Raw genomic sequence first — 23,538 nt, 5'->3', positions numbered from 1 at the left:
ATATATTTCTGAAGCTGATAAATCACCGTAAAAGGTGCATAAGTTTTTTTCGGAAGTAAGAAAACCGGCTGATATAGCCGGTTTTTTTATGCCTGCTCTTCAGCGATCAGCGGCAGCTCAAGACGGAATGTGGTGCCCTGATCGATGACGCTGATGCATTCGATCCGCCCACCATGGTGATCCACCACGGCCTTGACCATCGACAGCCCCAATCCCACGCCATCGATGCCTTGAGCCGAAGAAAAACGACGGTACTGGCTGAACAGGTCGGGCAGGTCTTCAGCCCCGATGCCTTTGCCCTGATCGGTCAGTTCACAATGCAGCCAGTCATCGTGGCATCGAACACACAACCTGACCGTGGACCCGACCGGACTGTACTTGATCGCGTTTTCCAGCAGATTGAACAGCGCCCGGGTCAGCAGGCCCTGATCCGCCAGCACCAGGCGTTCCTGGGATTGTTCATCCATATCGTTCAGCAGTTCGATACGCTTTTGCTGGGCGATAGGCAGTGCCTGGTCCAGGACGTCCATCACCAGCATCGCAAACAGACTCGGCTGGAACTGATACGCCTCGGATTCGGCCCGGGCCAGTAAAACGAAACCATCGGTCAGTTCCAGCGCCCGACGCACCTGGCGTTCGATCTGCTCGAACAGCGGTGAATCCGTCCCGGCCTGATGCCGGTGGACGTCGAGCAGGGCGAGGATCGCTGAATGTGGCGCTCGCAGGTCATGGGACAGAAAGCGCAGCAAAACGCCGCGCTGTTCTTCGGCGGCGCGCTCGGCACTCAGGTCGGTCAGGCTCAGCAACCAGCCGATCGGCGTGTCACCGTCCACCGGCAACAATGCGGCGCGTTCCAGGCGCAGGCTACGTTCCTTGTGATCGCGGAATTCCAGCAGGGGCAGATCAGACAGAGGTGGGCGTGGCTCTGTGGACAACTCCGGATAACCCAGGCTTGCCAGTTGATCGAGGACGTCTTCGCCCACCAGATTATGATCAAACAGGCTCCGGGCCTTGCGATTGCCCAACAAGACCTGCCCTCGAGGATCACTGATCAGCGTTGCCACCGGCAGATACTCCAACCCATCGGCGATGAAACGGCGAGTATCGCGGGTGCGGCTCATGGCTTGTTCAAGGGCCATGATCTGCCCCTGCAAACGGTCGGCGCTGGGGAACTGCGCCCGACGCCGTTCGGGAAACACCTTCGGTTCACTGTCCAGCCGCGACAGCTCCCAGCCGAAGTAAGTGAGCACCACACTCAGGCGCCGCCAGTTCCAGATCAGATAGCCGAACAGCATGCCCAGCGCCGCAGGCGTCGGCGACCACCAACGCCGCACTTCAGCCAGGCCGGCACTGGTCAGCAGCACGCAGGCAATCCCGCCGAGCGTCACCCAGATCGCCAGACGCGGTCGCCACAACAGCAACCCGAGCACGCAAGCCACCAGAGCGACCGACACCATCGCGCCGGCGACTGGCGCCGGATCATGCAGATTGACCTGCGCACGCCACGACAACAATGCAGTCAGCGGCAACAGCACTAGACTTATCCACACCCACTCGCGCACCAGTTGCCGAAACAGGCGTTGAACCTGACTTTGCACACGGCTTTCGTGGCGGCGTCGGTTAATCATGGAAAACAGGGCAGGGCGGGTTGAATGGTTTCATAGGCGACAGGTCTGAGGACGTAGACCCGAAGAATCATAGCGGCTCGCCCCACGGCGTGCCGCTTACTTTCACTGCTTTGGTCGAACCGCCGGTGTCGACCACCCATTACCCAAGCGACAAGGAATCCCGCGTATGCGCGTTGCGATACTGGACGATGAACCCGCCGAACTGCGCCGGGTCGAGCAGACCCTGCAACAAATGGCCGAGGCCGGCGAACAGCCCTGGTCGCTGCACAGTTTCGAACGCGGAGAAGACCTGCTGCGGCAGCTGCGCCGGGAAACCTTCGACCTGCTGATCCTCGACTGGCAACTGCCCGACCTCACCGGCCTGGCGCTGCTGCGCTGGACCCGAGAGCACATGGAAGCGCCACCGGCCGCCATCATGCTCACCAGCCGTGACGGCGAGAGCGATATCGTCCAGGCGTTGAATGCAGGAGCCGATGATTATGTGAGCAAGCCATTTCGGCCGAATGAGTTGAAGGCCCGGGTCACCGCCGTACTGCGCCGGCACAGCCATCAGCGCCCATCAGTAGCCAACGTTCTGCGCTTCAACGATCTGGTGTTCGACGACGCCGAACTGACCGTCACCCGCGAAGGCAAGCCGATCATGATGACCGAGCGCGAGTACCGGCTTGCGCATTGCCTGTTCAGTAACCTCGGCCGGCCACTGTCACGGGACTATCTATACGAAAGGTTCTGGCCCCACGAAGAAATGGCTTCATCGCGACCACTGGATACTCATATCTATCGGCTGCGGAACAAGCTGGGGCTGACGGCGGATCGGGGTTGGCAGTTGCTGACGATTTATGGGTATGGGTATCGGTTGGAGAGTGTGGCGGCAGTCTCCCCATAAGTAGGAGGCCGCGGGATCCTTACCTTCTCATTTTTAAATCATTCATCCGAAGATGGATCTCTAAGCTTCTTCGCTGCTGATTCAATTTGTTTGATGCTGCTTTCCGGGACTGGGAGGTCCTCAGGCATGGTGCCCCCCAGCTCAGCAATGGTTTCCCTGACTTTCCTGCCAACCTCAAAGTGCACTTGGTTGGCATTTCCTTTTCCATGAACGTTGTCACGAACCAATTTATCTTCAGCTTGTGTTGCTCGGAATAGATTGGCGGCGAGCTCCGTAGATCCCATGTGATCAAGAATTTTCTGGGTTTTCTTCAAACCTTTGCGCTGGTGGATCGCTTTCTGATCGAGTCCACCATAAAGACCTTTATAACCGTGATTCTGGAAGATGGCGAAATCCAGACCCGACTCGACACCTGCTTGCTGCGCGACCTCCACGAGCTGTTTATTGTGTTCTCTTAGCTCATTACGTAACAAAATCCGTTTCTGGTCTTCACGCAACTGCTGGAACGAACCATCGTTAGCTAATTCCTGGCGACGAGTTTGAACGGCGAAGTACGTTTGCCCTGCAGCGATTACCGGCTTGGAGGGATCTCCGTTCTGGACCACTAGATAGCAGGCATAGCGCGAAAGCTTTACATCCTGTAACTCCCTTTGAGCACCAGAACCAATAGAAACCATTCCGAGCGAATCCTCGAAATGGTCTTCGACTTCCTGACCACTGTTTTGGCAAGCTTCTTTGGCTCGAGCCAGAACCGGTAGAAAATGCCGATATTCTGAGTACTCAAGCAGCTTGGCCAAGCGTCGTGCAGACCAATATTCCGCACCTTGGTGATCCGTCATTTTCAGCTCTTCAAATGACTCGTGCCGCTCATTCATCTCAGAATCTCCCAGCTGGCCGTTAAGTATTGAGTGCAACTCCAATAGTCACTGTTTTGCTTTTGCACAGCCAGTAGGGACTTATCTGCTAACAAAAAGCCCCTGTTGACGCTCTGTCAGCAGGGGCTTCAATTCCATCCGAAATCTGAAAGGGATCAGAAATCCAGGTTGGACACCGCCAGAGCATTGCTCTCGATGAAGTCGCGGCGAGGTTCGACCGCATCACCCATCAGGGTGTTGAAGATCTGGTCTGCGCCAATGGCGTCTTCGATGGTGACTTTCAGCATGCGGCGCACGCTTGGGTCCATGGTGGTTTCCCACAGCTGATCCGGGTTCATTTCGCCCAGACCTTTGTATCGCTGGATGGTGTGGCGCTTGGTGCTTTCGGCCATCAGCCAGTCCAAGGCTTCCTTGAACTCTGTAACCGCTTTCTTGCGCTCGCCACGCTGGATGTACGCGCCGTCGTCGAGCAGGGTGCTCAGTTGAGCGCCGAGGGTGACAACGGTCTTGTAGTCGTTGCTGCCGAAGAAGTCGCGGTTGAAGGTGACGTAGTTCGACAGGCCGTGGGAGATCAGTTCGACCTCCGGCAGCCACACGCCACGTTCACGGTCTTCACGTAGGCTGGCCTTGTAGACCAGACCGGACTTCTCGACGGTACGCAGACGGACTTCGTACTGGGCCAGCCAGTCTTGCATCTTGGCGTGGTCGCCGAGCATTTCCAGGCTCACGGCCGGCAGGTAGATGAAGTGCTCGGTCAGCTCCTGCGGGTACAGACGCGACAGACGCTTGAGGGTCTTCATCACCATGCGGAAATCGTTCACCAGACGTTCCAGCGCTTCGCCGGAAATGCCCGGGGCGTCTTCGTTCAGGTGCAGGCTCGCATCTTCCAGGGCCGACTGCGTCATGTACTCTTCCATGGCGTCGTCGTCTTTGATGTATTGCTCTTGCTTGCCTTTCTTGACCTTGTAAAGCGGCGGCTGGGCAATGTAGATGTAGCCGCGTTCGATCAACTCAGGCAGCTGACGGAAGAAGAAGGTCAGCAGCAGGGTACGGATGTGCGAACCGTCGACGTCAGCATCGGTCATGATGATGATGTTGTGATAGCGCAACTTGTCGATGTTGTACTCTTCGCGTCCGATACCGCAGCCCAGTGCGGTGATCAGGGTGCCCACTTCCTGGGACGAGATCATCTTGTCGAAACGTGCTTTCTCGACGTTGAGGATCTTGCCCTTCAGCGGCAGGATGGCCTGGGTCTTGCGGTTACGTCCCTGCTTGGCAGAGCCGCCCGCGGAGTCACCTTCCACGAGGTACAGTTCGGACAGCGCAGGATCCTTTTCCTGGCAGTCAGCCAGTTTGCCCGGCAGGCCGGCGATGTCCAGCGCGCCTTTGCGGCGGGTCATCTCACGGGCCTTGCGCGCCGCTTCACGGGCACGGGCGGCGTCGATCATCTTGCCGACAACCAGTTTGGCTTCGTTCGGGTTTTCCAGCAGGAAGTCCGAGAAGTACTTGCCCATTTCCTGTTCGACCGCGGTCTTCACTTCGGAAGACACCAGCTTGTCCTTGGTCTGGGAGCTGAACTTCGGATCCGGCACTTTCACCGAGATGATCGCGGTCAGGCCTTCACGGGCATCGTCACCGGTGGTGGCGACTTTGTGCTTCTTCGCCAGACCTTCCTGCTCGATGTAGTTGTTCAGGTTACGCGTCAGTGCGGAACGGAAGCCCACCAGGTGGGTGCCGCCGTCGCGCTGCGGAATGTTGTTGGTGAAGCACAACAGGTTCTCGTTGAAGCTGTCGTTCCACTGCAGGGCGATTTCCACGCCGATGCCGTCTTCACGCTGGATGTTGAAGTGAAACACCTGGTTGACCGCAGTCTTGTTGGTGTTCAGGTATTCAACGAACGCACGCAGGCCGCCTTCATACTTGAACAGCTCTTCCTTGCCGCTGCGCTCATCCTTGAGGACGATACCGACACCGGAGTTGAGGAAGGACAGTTCACGAATGCGCTTGGCCAGGATGTCCCAGCTGAAGTGAATGTTCTTGAAGGTTTCGCTGGAAGCCTTGAAGTGAATCTGGGTACCGGTAGTTTCGCTGTCGCCAACGATCGCCATCGGTGCCTGAGGTACGCCGTGGACGTAGGTCTGTTCCCAGATTTTGCCGCTGCGGCGAACGGTCAGGACCAGTTCTTCGGACAGCGCGTTCACAACAGAAACACCTACACCGTGCAGACCGCCGGATACTTTGTAGGAGTTGTCATCGAACTTACCGCCGGCGTGGAGGACGGTCATGATGACCTCGGCGGCGGAAACGCCTTCCTCTTTGTGCACGTCTACCGGGATGCCACGGCCGTTGTCTTTAACGGTGATGGACTCATCCGGGTGGATGATGATGCTGATGTCGTCGCAATGGCCGGCGAGGGCTTCGTCGATCGAGTTGTCGACCACCTCGAACACCATGTGGTGCAGACCGCTGCCATCGTCGGTGTCACCAATGTACATACCGGGACGTTTGCGCACGGCATCCAGGCCTTTCAGCACTTTAATGCTCGATGAGTCGTACGTATTTTCTTCGCTCAATGCCTTCACTCCCGATGGTCGTGGGTCTGGGTGATACGGCCCTGTTCCACGTGGAACAGAGCGACTGGCGTTTCCGTCTGCCAGCCTTCCCTCAATAATTCGTGATCTACACAGGTGATAAAGACCTGGCAGCGTAAGTCTTCCAGCAAGCGGCACAGCGCGCGACGGTGGCTTTCGTCCAGCTCGGACGGCAAGTCATCCACCAGATAAATACACTGGCCGCGTCGGGCCTGGCTCACCAGATGCCCCTGGGCAATGCGCAGGGCACAAACCACCAACTTCTGCTGACCCCGGGACAAGATGTCCGCGGCATTGTGAGCGCCCAATCTAAGACGCAAGTCAGCGCGTTGCGGTCCGGCCTGGGTATGACCCATTTGCTGGTCCCGCTGCAGGGATCCGGCAAGTACGGCACTCAATTCCCGGTCCTTGTCCCAGCCTCGGTAATAGCTGAGCGTCAAACCTTCGAGCTCAACCAGTTCGCTCAAGGTTTGTTCAAAGACTGGTTTCAAGGCTTTGATGTAAGCGCGGCGGTATTCATCGATTTCAGCGCTGGCCTGGCACAGTTCCCTGTCCCAAACCGCTTGCGAAACGGCGTCAAGTGTACCATGCCGCAGCCAGGAGTTTCTCTGGCGCAAGGCCTTCTGCAAACGCTGCCAGGTGGCCATGAACCGCGGTTCGACGTGGAACACGCCCCAGTCGAGGAACTGCCGGCGAATCTTCGGCGCACCTTCCAGCAGACGGAAACTGTCGGGGTTGATCAACTGCAGCGGCAGGATTTCCGCCAGTTGCGCGGCGCTGCGGGCATTCTGGCCGTCGATGCGGATCTGGAACTCGCCCTGACGGTCGCGAGAGATCCCCAATGCACTGTGGCCGCCCTCGGCGAGCTCCACCTGACCGAATACGGTACAGGCGAGTTGCTCATACTGGATGACCGGCAACAGCCGCGTGCTGCGAAACGAACGGGCAAGCCCCAGCAGGTGAATGGCTTCCAGAACACTGGTTTTGCCGCTGCCGTTGGCGCCGTAAAGAATGTTGATTCGGGGGGAGGGGGAGAAGGTCACCGGGTGCAGATTGCGCACCGCGGTGACCGAGACGCGACTTAGCGACATCCAGAGTCAGCTGATTACAGACGCATCGGCATGACAACGTAAGCCGAATCGTCATTGTCGGACTCTTGCACCAGCGCACTGCTGTTGGAGTCGGACAGGATCAAGCGAACCTGCTCGGTGGTCATCACGCCCAGCACGTCGAGCAGATAGCTGACGTTGAAGCCGATTTCCAGGGAGCCGCCGTTGTATTCCACGCCTACTTCTTCTTCCGCTTCTTCCTGTTCCGGGTTGTTCGCCTGGATCTTCAGCTGACCGTTGGCCAGTTGCAGACGGATACCACGGTACTTCTCGTTGGACAGAATCGCGGTACGGCTGAACGCTTCGCGCAGCGCCTGACGATCACCCAGTACCAGCTTGTCGCCGCCCTTCGGCAGAACGCGCTCGTAGTCAGGGAACTTGCCGTCGACCAGTTTCGAGGTGAAGGTGAATTCGCCGGTGGTCGCGCGGATGTGGTGCTGACCCAGCACGATGCTGACGTTGCCGTCCGGCTCGGTGAGCAGACGCGCCAGTTCGAGAATACCTTTGCGCGGCACGATCACTTGATGGCGATCCTGCTGACCGATGTCGGCCTGCATCGAGCACATTGCCAGACGGTGGCCATCGGTGGCCACGGCACGGATCACACCGGTCGACACTTCCAGCAACATGCCGTTGAGGTAGTAACGCACGTCCTGCTGGGCCATGGCGAAACTGGTGCGTTCGATCAGGCGACGCAGCTTGCTTTGATCCAGGCTGGTCGTCAGCGAACCCGGGCCTTCTTCCACAGTCGGGAAGTCGTTGGCCGGCAGGGTCGACAGGGTGAAGCGGCTACGGCCGGCTTTCACCACCAGCTTCTGCTCGTCAACCTTGATGTCGATCAGCGCATCGTTCGGCAGGCTTTTGCAGATATCCATCAGCTTGCGCGCAGGCACAGTGATGGAACCCGTTTCAGCCGGCTCTTCGAGTTGCACGCGACCGACCAGCTCGACTTCCAGGTCGGTACCGGTCAGCGACAGTTGCTGGCCATCGACGACCAGCAGCACGTTGGACAGTACCGGCAAGGTCTGTCGGCGCTCGACGACGCCTGCGACCAGTTGCAGGGGTTTCAACAGGGCTTCGCGTTGAATGGTGAAATGCATGGTCTAGTCCCTTGCCTTAATAAGCTGCGCTGGTGTTCATCAAGTGGTCAGTGTACGCAGCAGGTTCTTGTAGTCCTCGCGGATGTCCGCGTCGGATTCCTTAAGTTCGTTGATCTTGCGGCAGGCGTGCAACACCGTCGTGTGGTCGCGACCGCCAAACACATCGCCGATTTCCGGCAGGCTGTGGTTGGTCAGTTCCTTGGACAGTGCCATGGCGACCTGACGCGGGCGAGCGACCGAGCGCGAACGGCGCTTGGACAGCAAGTCGGAGATCTTGATCTTGTAGTACTCGGCGACGGTGCGCTGAATGTTATCCACAGAGACCAGTTTGTCCTGCAACGCCAACAGGTCTTTCAGGGATTCGCGAATCAACTCGATGGTGATATCGCGCCCCATGAAGTGCGAGTGGGCGATCACGCGTTTCAGCGCGCCTTCCAGCTCACGGACGTTGGAGCGAATGCGCTGGGCAATGAAGAACGCCGCATCGTGTGGCAACTCGACTTTGGCCTGGTCGGCCTTCTTCATCAAGATGGCTACACGGGTTTCCAGCTCCGGTGGCTCGACGGCAACGGTCAGGCCCCAGCCGAAGCGGGATTTGAGGCGCTCTTCAAGGCCTTCAATTTCCTTCGGATAGCGGTCACTGGTGAGAATGACCTGCTGGCCACCTTCGAGCAGGGCGTTGAAGGTGTGGAAAAATTCTTCCTGGGAACGTTCCTTGCGGGCGAAGAACTGAATGTCGTCGATCAGCAGGGCGTCCACCGAACGGTAGAAACGCTTGAACTCGTTGATCGCGTTCAGTTGCAGCGCCTTGACCATGTCGGCCACGAAACGCTCGGAATGCAGGTACACAACCTTGGCATTCGGGTTCTTCTTTAACAGGTGGTTACCCACCGCGTGCATCAAGTGCGTCTTACCCAGACCCACGCCACCATAAAGGAAGAGCGGGTTGTAGCCGTGCTTGGGGTTATCCGCCACTTGCCAGGCCGCCGCACGGGCGAGCTGGTTGGATTTACCTTCGACGAAGTTCTCGAAGGTAAAGGTGCGATTCAGGTAGCTGGTGTGCTTGAGCGCGCCTTCGACCTGCACCGTGCGCTGTTCGGCACGTACCGGCGCTTGCTGGGAGGCGGCGCCCGCCATCGGGTCGAAGCTGTCGCGGGACGGCTCTTCGCTGACTTCCTCGGATTTTTGCGTCGCGCGCTTGGCCGGGGTTGGAGCCGGTGCGGGTGCCGGAGCACTGACGGGCGCGGAACTGGCTTGAGCCAGCGATGCAGCGGCAGCGGCCAGCGGCGCGTTCGGTGCAGCACGCGGCGCAGAACTGCGCTTGCTGCCTATTAATAAGGAGAGCGACGGCGCCAGGCCGTTGCCATGCTCATCCAGCAGTTCAAGGACGCGCCCCAGGTACTTTTCGTTGACCCAGTCCAGAACAAAACGGTTCGGTGCGTAGACACGCAACTCGTCGCCTTCGGCTTCGACCTGTAATGGACGGATCCAGGTGTTGAATTGTTGGGCTGGCAGCTCTTCGCGCAAAAGCTCCACGCACTGCTGCCAAAGTTCCACTGACACGGAAATCCCCTAATTTGAAAGCCGGTGAGGCAAAAACAAGCGGCCATTGTAGCGGCCAGCCGTCCACTTATCCACATGCAGGTTGTCCGGTGGACATGATTTATCAATGCCTTAACCGGTGAAAAAGCGACCAACGGTGTGTGAATAAGCTCTGTGGATAACCCCATCTGAGCACACTGGACAACTGGGGGTCGAACCCGGTGGATAACCAGCCTGTGGATAAACACCGTTTCCACCCACAGGTTATCCGATAGCGCAGCACAGGCTGAACACGGTTTTCCACTGTAGTTGTCATTCTCTGTACAGTGCTGAAAACAAGGCCTCGAGTCAGTTATCCACAGATGATGCCGGGCCTAGCTTTTATAAGCTTTACAGAAAAGCTTTAAATAATTCGCTTCTTTATTTTTATATCTGGCTGGACGGAATTCACGGGCTGACAGCTCTGGAGATCTATTTATAAGGAAACGTTGGTTGGAAATTGACCTATTGGCTTGCTTTCTCTAGAATCCCCGGTCTCTTAAAACGGGGGCCATTCCGGCCCGTTGTGGACGAACCAGGTAACACGACATGAAACGTACTTTCCAACCAAGCACTATCAAACGCGCTCGTACCCACGGTTTCCGTGCTCGCATGGCTACCAAGAACGGTCGTGCAGTACTGTCGCGTCGTCGCGCCAAAGGCCGCGCACGTCTGGCAGTTTGATAATCCGGCACTGGAGGTGAGTCAGGACTTCAGTCGGGAAAAGCGTCTGCTTACTCCCCGGCATTTCAAGGCAGTCTTTGACTCCCCTACCGGCAAGGTTCCGGGGAAAAATCTCCTGCTCCTTGCGCGCAACAACGATCTCGATCACCCCCGTCTCGGGCTGGTTATCGGGAAAAAGAGCGTAAAGCTCTCCGTCGAGCGCAATCGCCTCAAACGTCTGATGCGCGAATCGTTTCGCCTGCACCAGGATTCACTGGTCGGCTGGGACATCGTTATCGTCGCGCGCAAAGGTTTGGGTGACGTAGAAAACCCCGAATTGATTCAGCATTTCGGCAAACTCTGGAAACGTCTGGCACGCAACAAGCCGGTACCAGCAGTCAAAACCGAAACTGTAGGGGTAGACAGTCCAGATGCGTAAACTGGCACTCGTTCCGATCCAGTTTTATCGCTACGCCATTAGTCCCTTGATGGCCAGTCACTGTCGTTTCTACCCCAGTTGTTCTTGCTACGCGTATGAAGCCATCGAAAATCATGGCCTTCTGCGCGGTGGCTGGCTGACCTTTCGTCGTTTAGGTCGCTGTCATCCGTGGAATCCCGGTGGTTATGACCCGGTTCCACCTATCCCTACCTCCCGTTCTTCTTCGATGGCCGAGTAATCATGGATATCAAACGCACGATCCTGATCGTCGCCCTGGCAATCGTGTCCTACGTCATGGTTCTTAAATGGAACCAGGACTATGGTCAGGCTGCCCTGCCGACTCAGAATGTTGCTTCCAGTACGACTACATCCGGTTTGCCGGACACCGCCACTGGCAATAACGCTGCCGCCAGTGACGATATTCCGCGCGCCGCAAGCGATACCAGCGCACCTGCCGAAACGCCGGTCGCCGCCAGCAAGGATCTGATCCAGATCAAAACCGACGTGCTCGATCTGTCGATCGATCCACAGGGTGGCGATGTTGCTCAACTGACCTTGCCTCTGTATCCACGTCGTCAGGATCGTCCGGACGTTCCGTTCCAGCTGTTCGACAACGGCGGCGAGCGTACTTATCTGGCGCAAAGCGGTCTGATCGGCACCAACGGTCCGGACGCAAGCCCGGCCGGTCGCCCGATCTACTCCTCGGAGAAGAAGACTTATCAACTGGCTGACGGTCAGGACCAATTGGTCGTCGACCTGAAGTTCAGCAAGGACGGCATCAACTACATCAAGCGTTTCACCCTGAAACGTGGCCTGTATGACGTGACCGTCACTTATCTGATCGACAACCAGAGCGCTCAGCCTTGGTCCGGTTCGATGTTTGCCCAGCTGAAACGCGATGCAAGCGCCGATCCTTCGTCGACCACTGCTACCGGCACCGCGACTTACCTGGGCGCCGCCCTGTGGACAAGTTCCGAGCCGTACAAGAAAGTGTCCATGAAAGACATGGACAAAGGTCAGCTCAAGGAAACCGTCACCGGTGGCTGGGTAGCCTGGCTGCAACACTACTTCGTGACTGCATGGGTTGCTCCGAAGGGCGAAAACAACGTCGTTCAGACCCGTAAAGACAGCAAAGGCAACTACATCATCGGTTACACCGGTCCTTCGTTGACCGCTGCACCGGGTGCGAAAGTCGAGACCAGCGCTGTTCTGTACGCCGGTCCGAAAAGCCAGGCTGTGCTGAAAGAGTTGTCCCCAGGTCTGGAACTGACCGTCGACTACGGCATTCTGTGGTTCATTGCCCAGCCGATCTTCTGGCTGCTGCAACATATCCACGCCATCGTCGGCAACTGGGGCTGGTCGATCATCTTCCTGACCATGCTGATCAAAGGGATTTTCTTCCCTCTGTCGGCCGCCAGCTACAAGTCGATGGCCCGCATGCGTGCCGTGGCTCCGAAACTGGCTGCACTGAAAGAGCAACATGGCGATGACCGGCAGAAAATGTCGCAAGCCATGATGGAGCTGTACAAGAAAGAGAAGATCAATCCGCTGGGTGGCTGCTTGCCGATCCTGGTGCAGATGCCGGTTTTCCTTTCGCTGTACTGGGTTCTGCTGGAAAGCGTGGAAATGCGCCAGGCGCCGTTCATGCTGTGGATTACCGACCTGTCGATCAAGGATCCGTTCTTCATCCTGCCGATCATCATGGGCGCGACCATGTTCATCCAGCAGCGTCTGAACCCGACTCCTCCGGATCCGATGCAGGCCAAGGTCATGAAAATGATGCCAATCATCTTCACGTTCTTCTTCCTGTGGTTCCCGGCTGGTCTGGTGCTGTACTGGGTTGTGAACAACTGCCTGTCGATTGCTCAACAGTGGTACATCACGCGTAAGATCGAAGCGGCGACGAAAAAAGCCGAGGCGTAACTTACTCTGTGGATAACACCACTCAAAACGCCCCCTAGTGGGGCGTTTTGCTATCTGCCACTTTTGTCTGGATACCGGTTTATGAGCGCACCTCGTGAAACCATCGCAGCCGTCGCTACCGCCCAGGGCCGTGGCGGCGTGGGCATCGTTCGAATTTCCGGGCCGCTGGCCAGCGTTGCGGCCAAAGCCATCAGCGGCCGCGAACTGAAACCGCGGTTTGCCCACTACGGCCCGTTCTTCAGTGACGATCAACAGGTGCTGGATGAAGGTCTGGCGCTGTATTTCCCCGGGCCGAACTCGTTCACCGGTGAAGATGTGCTGGAACTGCAGGGCCACGGTGGTCCGATCGTCCTCGACATGTTGCTCAAGCGTTGCCTGGAACTGGGCTGCCGTTTGGCCCGTCCCGGCGAATTCAGTGAACGCGCGTTCCTCAATGACAAACTCGACCTGGCTCAGGCCGAGGCCATCGCCGACCTGATCGAAGCCAGTTCTGCACAGGCGGCACGCAATGCCTTGCGCTCTTTGCAGGGTGCGTTTTCCCAGCGTGTGCATAACCTCACCGAACAACTGATCGGTTTGAGGATTTATGTCGAAGCGGCAATCGACTTCCCGGAAGAAGAAATCGACTTCCTCGCCGATGGCCACGTGCTCAGCATGCTCGATAAGGTTCGTGACGAGTTATCCACCGTCTTGCGCGAAGCCGGACAGGGTGCATTGCTGCGTGACGGCATGACCGTGGTGATCGCCGGTCGTCCGAATGCCGGCAAATCCAGTCTGCTCAACGCATTGGCCGGGCGAGAAGCCGCGATCGTGACGGAAATCGCCGGTACCACCCGGGATATCCTGCGCGAACATATCCACATCGATGGCATGCCGCTGCACGTCGTAGACACCGCCGGCCTGCGTGATACCGACGACCATGTGGAAAAGATCGGTGTCGAGCGAGCATTGAAGGCCATCGGCGAAGCCGATCGAGTGCTGTTGGTGGTCGATGCAACGGCTCCGGAAGCCGCTGATCCGTTCGCGTTGTGGCCGGAATTCCTTGAAACCCGACCAGATCCGGCAAAGGTCACCTTGATTCGCAACAAGGCCGATCTCACCGGCGAAGCCATTGCCCTCGAAGTCAGTGATGATGGCCACGTGACCATCAGCCTGAGCGCCAAGTCTGCCGGTGAAGGTCTGGACCTGCTGCGTGATCACCTGAAGGCCTGCATGGGTTACGAGCAGACCTCGGAAAGCAGCTTCAGCGCACGCCGTCGCCACCTGGAAGCGTTGCGTCATGCCAGTGCGGCCCTTGAACACGGTCGCGCGCAGTTGACCCTGGCGGGTGCCGGCGAACTGTTGGCAGAAGATTTGCGCCAGGCTCAGCATTCCCTCGGGGAAATTACCGGGGCGTTCAGCTCCGATGATCTGCTGGGACGGATCTTTTCCAGCTTCTGTATCGGTAAATAGCCCTTCCGTTGTCCACAGACAGGTCCATTCGCGACCTGTCTGTCCCTCCTCTTTGACTTCCCTTCCTTCAGTCCCGGACAGATTTTCTGTTCCTGAGTGGATTTTCCGCGTCCGCGATTCCTTCATTCGTCCGATTTCTGTGGATTAAGCCCTGTGAATAACTGCCGCTGAGGGCAGTTGATAACAGGGCCTGAAAACTGAACATAACTGCCTCTGTGGATAACCACCTCATTCATCCACAGGCTTACACCGGTTATCCAAGGGCCTCATGACCACATGGGCACAGGGTTTTGAATCGCTGTACATATTGAATATTAAGGCCTGTAGCAATCTATCCACAGAAATGTGGAGCAGTAAGAATAAGCTTTAAAACAAAGGTTTTATAAATTTCTCTCTTTTTTATTCTTTTAACCGCGAGTTCTCCACAGCTGGTTAAATTTTGTGCAAAGGGTTCTTTAGGAAGGGCGAAGTCCCTATACTTGTCGACCAGGTCCAGAAACCTGATCTCAAACTATTCCTGAATTACCTACTTAAGCAGGCACGAGGTGCGTGGTGGATTTCCCTTCCCGTTTTGAAGTGATCGTCATCGGCGGCGGTCATGCCGGTACCGAGGCAGCACTGGCCTCAGCACGCATGGGTGCAAAAACCCTTCTGCTGACGCATAACGTGGAAACCCTCGGTGCCATGAGTTGCAACCCGGCCATTGGTGGCATCGGCAAAAGCCATCTGGTCAAGGAAATCGATGCCCTCGGCGGCGCGATGGCCATGGCCACCGATAAGGGCGGCATCCAGTTTCGGGTGTTGAACAGCCGCAAAGGCCCGGCTGTACGGGCGACCCGTGCGCAAGCCGACCGGATTCTGTACAAAGCCGCTGTCCGCGAAATTCTGGAAAACCAGCCGAACCTGTGGATATTTCAACAAGCCGCTGACGACCTGATCGTCGAGCAGGAACAAGTACGCGGTGTTGTCACGCAAATGGGTCTGCGTTTCTTCGCTGATTCCGTGGTGTTGACCACCGGTACGTTCCTGGGCGGACTTATCCACATCGGTTTGCAGAATTTTTCCGGCGGTCGCGCCGGTGATCCGCCTTCGATTGCCCTGGCGCATCGTCTGCGTGAACTGCCGCTGCGTGTCGGTCGCCTGAAAACCGGTACGCCACCGCGTATCGACGGCAAGTCTGTGGATTTCTCGGTGATGACCGAGCAGCCAGGCGATACGCCGATCCCGGTGATGTCGTTCATGGGCAACAAGGAACAACATCCACGGCAAGTCAGTTGCTGGATTACCCACACCAACGCCCGTACCCACGAAATCATCGCCGCGAACCTCGATCGTTCGCCGATGTATTCCGCTGCCGGCGAGATTGAAGGCATTGGTCCGCGTTATTGCCCTTCGATTGAAGACAAGATCCACCGCTTTGCCGACAAGGAAAGCCATCAGGTGTTCATCGAACCGGAAGGTCTGACCACCCATGAGCTGTATCCGAACGGGATATCCACAAGCCTGCCGTTCGACGTGCAATTGCAGATCGTGCAATCGATCCGCGGCATGGAAAACGCGCACATCGTGCGTCCGGGTTATGCGATCGAGTACGACTACTTCGATCCGCGCGACCTGAAGTACAGCCTGGAAACCAAAGTCATCGGCGGTCTGTTCTTCGCTGGCCAGATCAACGGCACCACCGGTTACGAAGAAGCCGGCGCCCAGGGTTTGCTGGCCGGCGCGAACGCCGCGCTGCGTGCGAAAGGCAAAGAAGCCTGGTGCCCGCGTCGCGATGAGGCATACATCGGGGTGTTGGTCGACGACCTGATCACACTCGGCACCCAAGAGCCGTACCGCATGTTCACTTCCCGTGCCGAGTACCGCCTGATCCTGCGTGAGGACAACGCCGACCTGCGTCTGACGGAAAAAGGTCGCGAACTGGGTCTGGTCGATGACGCGCGCTGGGCGGCGTTCTGCAAGAAACGTGAAAGCATCGAACTCGAAGAGCAGCGCCTGAAAAGCACTTGGGTTCGCCCGGGTACCCAGCAGGGCGATGCGATTGCGGAAAAATTCGGTACGCCGCTGACTCACGAATACAACTTGCTCAACCTCTTGAGTCGTCCGGAAATCGACTACGCTGGTCTGGTCGAAGTGACCGGGCAGGGCGCCGAAGATCCACAGGTCGCCGAACAGGTCGAGATCAAGACCAAATACGCCGGTTACATCGACCGTCAACAGGACGAAATCGCCCGTCTGCGCGCAAGCGAAGACACGAAACTGCCTGTGGATATCGATTACACCAACATTTCCGGTCTCTCCAAGGAGATCCAGAGCAAGCTTGGCGCGACGCGTCCCGAGACGCTGGGCCAGGCTTCGCGGATCCCGGGTGTGACCCCGGCAGCGATTTCGCTGTTGATGATTCATTTGAAAAAACGCGGCGCGGGCCGTCAGTTGGAGCAAAGCGCTTGAGTTCTAAGGTCACTTCGCAACACGCCGAAGAGTTATCCACAGGAGCCCGCGAGCTCGGTGTCAATCTCACTGAAACCCAGCACGAATTGCTGCTGGGTTATCTGGCCCTGTTGATCAAATGGAACCAGGCCTACAACCTGACCGCCGTCCGCGATCCGGACGAAATGGTTTCCCGTCACTTGCTCGATAGTCTCAGCGTGATGTCGTTCATCGAAAACGGCCGCTGGCTGGATGTCGGCAGCGGCGGCGGCATGCCGGGGATCCCTTTGGCGATCCTGTATCCGGACTCGCAAGTAACCTGCCTGGACAGCAACGGCAAGAAAACCCGCTTCCTGACCCAGGTCAAACTCGAACTCAAACTGGATAACCTGCAAGTTATCCACAGTCGCGTCGAAGCGTTCCAGCCTGCACAGCCGTTCAACGGGATCATTTCCCGAGCGTTCAGCAGTATGGAGAACTTCACCAACTGGACTCGCCACCTCGGCGACGCCGATACACGCTGGCTGGCAATGAAGGGCGTCCATCCGGCCGATGAGCTGGTAGCATTGCCGGCAGACTTCAAACTCGATAGCGAACACGCCCTGGCCGTACCCGGTTGCCAAGGCCAACGCCATCTGCTGATACTGCGCCGCACGGCATGATTGGGAACACAAGCAAGAATGGCTAAGGTATTCGCGATAGCGAACCAGAAGGGTGGTGTGGGCAAGACCACCACCTGCATCAACCTCGCAGCATCCCTGGTCGCGACCAAGCGCCGGGTGCTGTTGATCGATCTCGATCCACAGGGCAACGCCACCATGGGTAGCGGTGTGGATAAACATGGCCTGGAAAACTCGGTCTACGACCTGCTGATCGGCGAATGCGACCTGGCCCAGGCCATGCACTACTCCGAACACGGCGGTTATCAACTGCTGCCGGCCAACCGCGACCTGACGGCGGCCGAAGTGGTGCTGCTGGAAATGCAGATGAAGGAAAGCCGTCTGCGCAGCGCGCTGGCGCCGATCCGTGAAAACTACGATTACATTCTGATCGACTGCCCGCCGTCGCTGTCGATGCTCACGCTGAACGCACTGGTCGCCGCTGACGGGGTGATTATCCCCATGCAGTGCGAGTACTTTGCGCTCGAAGGTTTGAGCGACCTTGTGGATAACATCAAGCGTATCGCCGAACTGCTGAACCCGAACCTGAAAGTCGAAGGCCTGCTGCGGACCATGTACGACCCGCGTCTGAGCCTGATGAACGATGTATCGGCGCAGCTCAAGGAACACTTCGGCGATCAGCTTTACGACACGGTGATCCCGCGCAACATCCGCCTGGCCGAAGCCCCGAGCTACGGCATGCCGGCGCTGGCTTACGACAAGCAATCGCGTGGCGCGCTGGCCTATCTGGCCCTGGCGGGCGAGATGGTTCGCCGTCAGCGCAAAAATTCACGCATCGCCGCTGCTCAGCCAACTTAAGGAATCCCCATGGCCGTCAAGAAACGAGGTCTCGGACGAGGACTGGATGCACTGCTGAGCGGTCCGACTGTCAGCTCGCTGGAAGAACAAGCGGCGCAGGCTGACAGCCGTGAGTTGCAGCATCTGCCACTGGACCTGTTGCAGCGCGGCAAGTATCAGCCACGCCGGGACATGGATCCGCAGGCGCTGGAAGAGCTGGCGCAGTCGATCAAGGCCCAGGGCGTGATGCAGCCGATTGTGGTTCGCCCGATTGGTGGTGGCCGCTTTGAAATCATCGCCGGTGAACGTCGCTGGCGTGCAAGCCAGCAGGCCGGTCAGGAAACCATCCCGGCCATGGTCCGCGATGTGCCGGATGAAACCGCGATCGCCATTGCGCTGATCGAGAACATCCAGCGCGAAGACCTGAATCCGATCGAAGAAGCGGTGGCCCTGCAGCGCCTGCAGCAGGAATTCCAGCTCACCCAGCAACAGGTCGCCGAGGCTGTGGGTAAGTCCCGCGTCACCGTGGCCAACCTGTTGCGCCTGATTGCGCTGCCGGAAGTCATCAAGACCATGCTGTCCCACGGCGATCTGGAAATGGGCCATGCCCGTGCATTGCTCGGTCTGCCGGACAATCAGCAGGTTGAAGGGGCGCGACATGTTGTCGCACGCGGCCTTACCGTGCGCCAGACTGAGGCACTGGTTCGTCAGTGGTTGAGTGGCAAACCCGAGCCTGTCGAACCCTCCAAACCCGACCCGGATATCGCTCGCCTCGAGCAGCGTCTGGCCGAGCGCCTAGGCTCTGCGGTGCAGATCCGCCACGGGAAGAAGGGGAAGGGTCAGTTGGTGATCGGTTACAACTCCCTCGACGAGCTTCAGGGTGTGCTCGCACACATCCGCTGAAACAATTCCTCTTGTAGCGCGCAGTCGGAAATCACTACCTGACAGTTGAATAGGGGCAGAACCGCCCCTATACTCTGCGCGCATTTTGTCGGCACAAATTATGCCAAGTTATTGAATTTCGGCAGCCGACCATTGGAGAGCAATCGTGATGGAAACCCGCAAGCCAAACCGCCTGCCGTTCCATCGCCTGGCGGTTTTTCCGGTGTTAATGGCTCAATTTGTCATTTTGCTCATTGCCGCTTTGGCGCTCTGGCAATGGCACGGAGTCGTTGCCGGATACTCGGGACTTTGCGGAGGCCTGATAGCCTTGCTGCCCAATGTTTATTTCGCTCACAAGGCATTTCGGTTTTCCGGCGCCCGAGCAGCCCAGTCCATCGTCCGGTCGTTCTACGCCGGCGAGGCAGGCAAACTGATTTTGACGGCAGTGCTGTTTGCACTGGTGTTTGCAGGTGTGAAGCCACTGGCGCCGATTGCTGTATTCGGCGCCTTCGTGCTGACTCAGTCGGTCAGCTGGTTCGCTCCCCTGCTGATGAGAACAAGACTTTCGAGACCTTAGGGCGTTTGAGGCAACCATGGCAGAAACAACCGCTTCGGGCTATATCCAGCACCACTTGCAGAACCTGACCTTCGGTCAGCTACCCAACGGCGGCTGGGGCTTTGCCCACACCGCAGCAGAAGCCAAGGAAATGGGCTTCTGGGCTTTCCACGTCGATACCCTCGGCTGGTCGGTCGCGCTGGGTCTGATTTTCGTTCTTCTTTTCCGCATGGCGGCCAAGAAGGCGACCTCCGGTCAGCCAGGTGCACTGCAGAACTTCGTTGAAGTGCTGGTCGAATTCGTCGATGGCAGCGTGAAAGACAGCTTCCATGGCCGTAGCCCGGTGATTGCACCGCTGGCACTGACCATCTTCGTCTGGGTGTTTCTGATGAACGCCGTCGACCTGGTACCGGTCGACTGGATTCCTCAGCTGGCCATCCTGATTACCGGCGACCACCACATCCCGTTCCGCGCCGTGTCGACTACCGACCCGAACGCGACCCTGGGCATGGCGTTCTCGGTTTTCGCACTGATCATTTTCTATAGCATCAAGGTCAAGGGCCTCGGCGGCTTCATCGGCGAGCTGACCCTGCACCCGTTCGGCAGCAAGAACATCTTCGTTCAGGCGTTGCTGATCCCGGTGAACTTCCTGCTGGAATTCGTGACCCTGATCGCCAAACCGATCTCTCTGGCTCTGCGTCTGTTCGGCAACATGTATGCCGGCGAGCTGGTGTTCATCCTGATCGCTGTGATGTTCGGCAGCGGCCTGCTCTGGCTCAGCGGCCTGGGCGTTGTTCTGCAGTGGGCGTGGGCTGTGTTCCACATCCTGATCATCACCCTGCAGGCGTTCATCTTCATGATGCTGACCATCGTCTACCTGTCGATGGCGCACGAAGAAAACCATTAAGACCAGTCTCGACTAGTCTGATGTCCTTCCCGGTAAAACGGGAAGGGGCTCCTCACGGGGCACCATGAAACGATTTGTTTTACCGCTTTAATCTAAAAAACCTAAACCATACGACGTAAAAGTCGGGAGGAAAGATGGAAACTGTAGTTGGTCTAACCGCTATCGCTGTTGCACTGTTGATCGGCCTGGGCGCACTGGGTACCGCAATTGGTTTCGGCCTGCTGGGCGGCAAGTTCCTGGAAGGCGCAGCGCGTCAGCCAGAAATGGTCCCAATGCTGCAAGTTAAAATGTTCATCGTTGCCGGTCTGCTCGACGCCGTAACCATGATCGGTGTTGGTATCGCTCTGTTCTTCACCTTTGCGAACCCGTTCGTTGGTCAGATCGCTGGCTAATCATTCGGATCTTCCGAGTGATTTGATGTGATGGACAACGTAACTGCGAGGTGTTGGCGTGAACATTAATGCGACCCTGATTGGCCAGTCCGTTGCGTTCCTGATTTTTGTACTGTTCTGCATGAAGTTTGTATGGCCTCCGGTCATCGCAGCTCTGCACGAACGTCAAAAGAAGATCGCTGATGGTCTGGACGCTGCCAGCCGAGCAGCTCGCGACCTGGAGTTGGCCCAAGAGAAAGCGGGTCAGCAACTGCGCGAAGCGAAAGCTCAGGCAGCTGAAATCATCGAGCAAGCCAAGAAACGCGGTAACCAGATTGTCGACGAAGCCCGTGAACAGGCTCGCGTCGAAGCTGACCGTGTGAAGGCTCAGGCTCAGGCCGAGATCGAACAGGAACTGAACAGCGTCAAAGACGCGCTGCGCGCCCAAGTGGGTAGCCTGGCCGTTGGCGGTGCTGCGAAGATCCTGGGTGCCACAATCGATCAAAACGCGCACGCAGAGCTGGTTAACCAACTGGCTGCTGAAATCTAAGCGAGGGCGATCATGGCAGAACTGACCACGTTGGCCCGACCTTACGCTAAGGCGGCCTTCGAGCACGCTCAGGCCCACCAGCAACTGGCCAATTGGTCAGCCATGCTCGGCCTGGCAGCAGCGGTGTCGCAAGACGACACCATGCAGCGCGTGCTCAAGGCCCCGCGACTGACGAGCGCAGAAAAGGCCGCCACGTTCATTGACGTGTGCGGCGACAAGTTCGATGCCAAGGCACAGAATTTCATTCACGTCGTTGCCGAAAACGACCGTCTCCCGCTTCTGCCGGAGATCGCCGCTCTGTTCGACCTGTACAAGGCCGAGCAAGAGAAATCGGTAGACGTGGAAGTAACCAGTGCTTTTGCATTGAACCAAGAACAGCAAGACAAACTCGCCAAGGTTCTCAGTGCACGACTCAACCGGGAAGTGCGCCTGCAAGTTGCGGAAGATTCATCCCTTATTGGGGGTGTTCTCATTCGCGCCGGCGACCTGGTTATCGATGGCTCGATTCGCGGCAAAATCGCGAAACTTGCCGAAGCATTGAAATCTTGAGTTTGAAGGGGCAGCAGAGCAATGCAGCAACTCAATCCTTCCGAAATAAGTGAAATTATCAAGGGCCGCATCGACAAGCTCGATGTGACCTCCCAAGCCCGTAACGAAGGCACTGTCGTCAGCGTATCTGACGGCATCGTGCGGATTCACGGTCTGGCCGACGTCATGTACGGCGAGATGATCGAGTTTCCGGGCGGCGTCTACGGTATGGCCCTCAACCTGGAGCAAGACTCTGTAGGTGCCGTTGTATTGGGCGCATACCAGACTCTGGCTGAAGGCATGAGCGCCAAGTGCACCGGCCGCATCCTCGAAGTTCCGGTTGGTAAGGAACTGCTGGGTCGCGTTGTCGACGCACTGGGTAACCCTGTTGACGGCAAAGGTCCACTGGGCAACACCTTGACCGACGCGGTCGAGAAAGTTGCTCCGGGCGTGATCTGGCGTAAGTCGGTAGACCAGCCTGTACAGACTGGCTACAAGGCTGTCGATGCCATGATCCCTGTCGGCCGTGGCCAGCGTGAGCTGATCATCGGTGACCGTCAGATCGGTAAGACCGCTCTGGCGATCGACGCGATCATCAACCAGAAAGACAGCGGCATTTTCTGCGTCTACGTTGCAATCGGTCAGAAACAATCGACCATCGCCAACGTGGTTCGCAAGCTGGAAGAAAACGGCGCCCTGGCCAACACGATCATCGTGGCTGCCAGTGCTTCGGAATCTCCTGCGCTGCAATTCCTGGCACCGTACTCCGGTTGCACCATGGGTGAATTCTTCCGCGACCGCGGTGAAGACGCGCTGATCGTTTATGACGATCTGTCCAAGCAAGCAGTGGCTTACCGCCAGATTTCCCTGCTGCTGCGCCGTCCACCAGGCCGTGAAGCTTACCCAGGCGACGTGTTCTATCTCCACTCCCGTCTGCTGGAGCGCGCATCCCGCGTTTCGGAAGAATACGTAGAGAAGTTCACCAACGGCGCAGTGACCGGCAAAACCGGTTCCCTGACCGCACTGCCGATCATCGAAACCCAGGCTGGCGACGTTTCCGCGTTCGTTCCGACCAACGTGATTTCCATCACCGACGGTCAGATCTTCCTGGAATCGGCCATGTTCAACTCGGGCATCCGCCCTGCAGTGAACGCCGGTGTTTCGGTATCCCGTGTGGGTGGTGCCGCTCAGACCAAGATCATCAAGAAGCTGTCCGGTGGTATCCGTACCGCTCTGGCTCAGTACCGTGAACTGGCGGCATTCGCCCAGTTCGCTTCTGACCTGGACGAAGCGACCCGTAAGCAACTTGAGCATGGTCAGCGCGTTACCGAGCTGATGAAGCAGAAGCAATACGCACCAATGTCGATCGCTGACATGGCGCTGTCGCTGTATGCCGCTGAGCGTGGGTTCCTGACTGACGTTGAAATCGCCAAGATCGGCAGCTTCGAACAAGCGCTGATTGCTTTCTTCAACCGCGATCACGCCGATTTGATGGCGAAGATCAACGTGAAGGGTGACTTCAATGACGAAATCGACGCTGGCATGAAAGCCGGTATCGAGAAGTTCAAGGCCACCCAAACCTGGTAAGCCGCAGCGGGAGCCGCAAGGCT

At 57.6% G+C, this 23,538-nt stretch carries 22 protein-coding genes; 16 read left to right on the top strand and 6 right to left on the bottom strand.

All coding sequences use genetic code 11. The features are described from left to right. Positions 1-86: 86 nt before the first annotated feature. Positions 87-1,628, bottom strand: coding sequence for a sensor histidine kinase (locus AC07VV_RS11305; protein WP_495036263.1), 1,542 nt, complete (start codon positions 1,626-1,628; stop codon positions 87-89). A 166-nt stretch (positions 1,629-1,794) separates the two neighbouring features. Here AC07VV_RS11305 and AC07VV_RS11300 point away from each other — a divergent pair, with 166 nt between their 5' ends. Next, complete coding sequence (locus AC07VV_RS11300) at positions 1,795-2,514, top strand: response regulator transcription factor (protein ID WP_493065568.1); 720 nt, start codon at positions 1,795-1,797, stop codon at positions 2,512-2,514. Between the two features lie 38 nt (positions 2,515-2,552). Here the strand turns inward: AC07VV_RS11300 and dinD are convergent, their stop codons facing one another. The 5 genes from dinD to dnaA form a co-directional block, all read right to left on the bottom strand. Continuing rightward, positions 2,553-3,389: a DNA damage-inducible protein D gene (gene dinD, locus AC07VV_RS11295; protein ID WP_495036262.1), complete on the bottom strand. Its 837-nt coding sequence runs from the start codon at positions 3,387-3,389 to the stop codon at positions 2,553-2,555. A 155-nt stretch (positions 3,390-3,544) separates the two neighbouring features. Continuing rightward, positions 3,545-5,962, bottom strand: a complete 2,418-nt coding sequence (gene gyrB / locus AC07VV_RS11290; protein WP_007954129.1) for a DNA topoisomerase (ATP-hydrolyzing) subunit B — start codon at positions 5,960-5,962, stop codon at positions 3,545-3,547. 5 nt (positions 5,963-5,967) lie between these two features. Further along, the gene (gene recF / locus AC07VV_RS11285) at positions 5,968-7,071 is read right to left on the bottom strand and encodes a DNA replication/repair protein RecF (protein ID WP_007911886.1); all 1,104 of its coding nucleotides are present in this window, start codon (positions 7,069-7,071) and stop codon (positions 5,968-5,970) included. A 14-nt stretch (positions 7,072-7,085) separates the two neighbouring features. Next, positions 7,086-8,189 (bottom strand): DNA polymerase III subunit beta, encoded by a 1,104-nt coding sequence (gene dnaN, locus AC07VV_RS11280; protein ID WP_096822384.1) that lies wholly within the window; start codon positions 8,187-8,189, stop codon positions 7,086-7,088. Between the two features lie 39 nt (positions 8,190-8,228). Next, positions 8,229-9,752: a chromosomal replication initiator protein DnaA gene (dnaA, locus tag AC07VV_RS11275; RefSeq protein WP_249484331.1), complete on the bottom strand. Its 1,524-nt coding sequence runs from the start codon at positions 9,750-9,752 to the stop codon at positions 8,229-8,231. Positions 9,753-10,319: 567 nt separating this feature from the next. Between dnaA and rpmH the strand changes: the two genes are divergently transcribed. The 15 genes from rpmH to atpA all read left to right on the top strand — a co-directional run bounded on the left by rpmH (position 10,320) and on the right by atpA (position 23,515). Further along, a complete protein-coding gene (rpmH, locus tag AC07VV_RS11270; RefSeq protein WP_003213577.1) occupies positions 10,320-10,454 on the top strand; it encodes a 50S ribosomal protein L34 in 135 nt (44 codons plus the stop codon). A 16-nt stretch (positions 10,455-10,470) separates the two neighbouring features. After that, positions 10,471-10,872, top strand: coding sequence for a ribonuclease P protein component (gene rnpA, locus AC07VV_RS11265; RefSeq protein WP_011336726.1), 402 nt, complete (start codon positions 10,471-10,473; stop codon positions 10,870-10,872). Further along, positions 10,865-11,110, top strand: coding sequence for a membrane protein insertion efficiency factor YidD (gene yidD, locus AC07VV_RS11260; RefSeq protein ID WP_010465488.1), 246 nt, complete (start codon positions 10,865-10,867; stop codon positions 11,108-11,110). Before rnpA ends, yidD begins: the two co-directional genes overlap by 8 nt. A gap of 2 nt (positions 11,111-11,112) precedes the next feature. Further along, positions 11,113-12,795 (top strand): membrane protein insertase YidC, encoded by a 1,683-nt coding sequence (gene yidC / locus AC07VV_RS11255; RefSeq protein ID WP_495036261.1) that lies wholly within the window; start codon positions 11,113-11,115, stop codon positions 12,793-12,795. Between the two features lie 81 nt (positions 12,796-12,876). Continuing rightward, complete coding sequence (gene mnmE, locus AC07VV_RS11250) at positions 12,877-14,247, top strand: tRNA uridine-5-carboxymethylaminomethyl(34) synthesis GTPase MnmE (RefSeq protein ID WP_305834536.1); 1,371 nt, start codon at positions 12,877-12,879, stop codon at positions 14,245-14,247. A 552-nt stretch (positions 14,248-14,799) separates the two neighbouring features. After that, positions 14,800-16,698 (top strand): tRNA uridine-5-carboxymethylaminomethyl(34) synthesis enzyme MnmG, encoded by a 1,899-nt coding sequence (mnmG, locus tag AC07VV_RS11245; protein ID WP_102621187.1) that lies wholly within the window; start codon positions 14,800-14,802, stop codon positions 16,696-16,698. Further along, the gene (rsmG, locus tag AC07VV_RS11240) at positions 16,695-17,339 is read left to right on the top strand and encodes a 16S rRNA (guanine(527)-N(7))-methyltransferase RsmG (RefSeq protein ID WP_007911906.1); all 645 of its coding nucleotides are present in this window, start codon (positions 16,695-16,697) and stop codon (positions 17,337-17,339) included. Before mnmG ends, rsmG begins: the two co-directional genes overlap by 4 nt. Positions 17,340-17,357: 18 nt before the next feature. Further along, positions 17,358-18,155, top strand: coding sequence for a ParA family protein (locus tag AC07VV_RS11235; RefSeq protein WP_007954142.1), 798 nt, complete (start codon positions 17,358-17,360; stop codon positions 18,153-18,155). Between the two features lie 9 nt (positions 18,156-18,164). Beyond that, entirely contained in the window at positions 18,165-19,037 is an 873-nt protein-coding gene (locus tag AC07VV_RS11230; protein ID WP_064600630.1) for a ParB/RepB/Spo0J family partition protein, read from the top strand. 148 nt (positions 19,038-19,185) lie between these two features. After that, a complete protein-coding gene (locus AC07VV_RS11225) occupies positions 19,186-19,593 on the top strand; it encodes a F0F1 ATP synthase subunit I (RefSeq protein ID WP_003229783.1) in 408 nt (135 codons plus the stop codon). Between the two features lie 16 nt (positions 19,594-19,609). Next, a complete protein-coding gene (gene atpB, locus AC07VV_RS11220) occupies positions 19,610-20,479 on the top strand; it encodes a F0F1 ATP synthase subunit A (protein WP_034152183.1) in 870 nt (289 codons plus the stop codon). 134 nt (positions 20,480-20,613) lie between these two features. After that, on the top strand, positions 20,614-20,871 hold the full coding sequence (gene atpE / locus AC07VV_RS11215; protein ID WP_003097235.1) for a F0F1 ATP synthase subunit C: 258 nt from the start codon (positions 20,614-20,616) through the stop codon (positions 20,869-20,871). A 58-nt stretch (positions 20,872-20,929) separates the two neighbouring features. Beyond that, positions 20,930-21,400, top strand: a complete 471-nt coding sequence (locus AC07VV_RS11210; RefSeq protein ID WP_495036260.1) for a F0F1 ATP synthase subunit B — start codon at positions 20,930-20,932, stop codon at positions 21,398-21,400. A 12-nt stretch (positions 21,401-21,412) separates the two neighbouring features. Beyond that, a complete protein-coding gene (locus AC07VV_RS11205; RefSeq protein WP_495036259.1) occupies positions 21,413-21,949 on the top strand; it encodes a F0F1 ATP synthase subunit delta in 537 nt (178 codons plus the stop codon). A gap of 21 nt (positions 21,950-21,970) precedes the next feature. After that, positions 21,971-23,515: a F0F1 ATP synthase subunit alpha gene (atpA, locus tag AC07VV_RS11200; RefSeq protein ID WP_495036258.1), complete on the top strand. Its 1,545-nt coding sequence runs from the start codon at positions 21,971-21,973 to the stop codon at positions 23,513-23,515. Positions 23,516-23,538 lie beyond the last annotated feature (23 nt).

This window comes from Pseudomonas sp. GW821-FHT02C04 (genome assembly GCF_059421845.1).
The sequence above is the reverse complement of the archived record's forward strand: the minus strand, read 5'-3'. Positions and strand labels throughout refer to the sequence as shown.

Excerpts from the sequence above, each read along its gene's own strand:
- yidC (WP_495036261.1), top strand. The coding sequence starts at position 11,113 with ATGGATATCAAACGCACGATCCTGATCGTCGCCCTGGCAATCGTGTCC.
- AC07VV_RS11235 (WP_007954142.1), top strand. The coding sequence starts at position 17,358 with ATGGCTAAGGTATTCGCGATAGCGAACCAGAAGGGTGGTGTGGGCAAG.
- atpE (WP_003097235.1), top strand. The coding sequence starts at position 20,614 with ATGGAAACTGTAGTTGGTCTAACCGCTATCGCTGTTGCACTGTTGATC.
- AC07VV_RS11230 (WP_064600630.1), top strand. The coding sequence starts at position 18,165 with ATGGCCGTCAAGAAACGAGGTCTCGGACGAGGACTGGATGCACTGCTG.
- atpA (WP_495036258.1), top strand. The coding sequence starts at position 21,971 with ATGCAGCAACTCAATCCTTCCGAAATAAGTGAAATTATCAAGGGCCGC.
- AC07VV_RS11300 (WP_493065568.1), top strand. The coding sequence starts at position 1,795 with ATGCGCGTTGCGATACTGGACGATGAACCCGCCGAACTGCGCCGGGTC.
- yidD (WP_010465488.1), top strand. The coding sequence starts at position 10,865 with ATGCGTAAACTGGCACTCGTTCCGATCCAGTTTTATCGCTACGCCATT.
- dinD (WP_495036262.1), bottom strand. The coding sequence starts at position 3,389 with ATGAATGAGCGGCACGAGTCATTTGAAGAGCTGAAAATGACGGATCAC.
- atpB (WP_034152183.1), top strand. The coding sequence starts at position 19,610 with ATGGCAGAAACAACCGCTTCGGGCTATATCCAGCACCACTTGCAGAAC.
- AC07VV_RS11305 (WP_495036263.1), bottom strand. The coding sequence starts at position 1,628 with ATGATTAACCGACGCCGCCACGAAAGCCGTGTGCAAAGTCAGGTTCAA.
- recF (WP_007911886.1), bottom strand. The coding sequence starts at position 7,071 with ATGTCGCTAAGTCGCGTCTCGGTCACCGCGGTGCGCAATCTGCACCCG.
- AC07VV_RS11205 (WP_495036259.1), top strand. The coding sequence starts at position 21,413 with ATGGCAGAACTGACCACGTTGGCCCGACCTTACGCTAAGGCGGCCTTC.
- AC07VV_RS11225 (WP_003229783.1), top strand. The coding sequence starts at position 19,186 with ATGGAAACCCGCAAGCCAAACCGCCTGCCGTTCCATCGCCTGGCGGTT.
- dnaN (WP_096822384.1), bottom strand. The coding sequence starts at position 8,189 with ATGCATTTCACCATTCAACGCGAAGCCCTGTTGAAACCCCTGCAACTG.
- mnmE (WP_305834536.1), top strand. The coding sequence starts at position 12,877 with ATGAGCGCACCTCGTGAAACCATCGCAGCCGTCGCTACCGCCCAGGGC.
- rpmH (WP_003213577.1), top strand. The coding sequence starts at position 10,320 with ATGAAACGTACTTTCCAACCAAGCACTATCAAACGCGCTCGTACCCAC.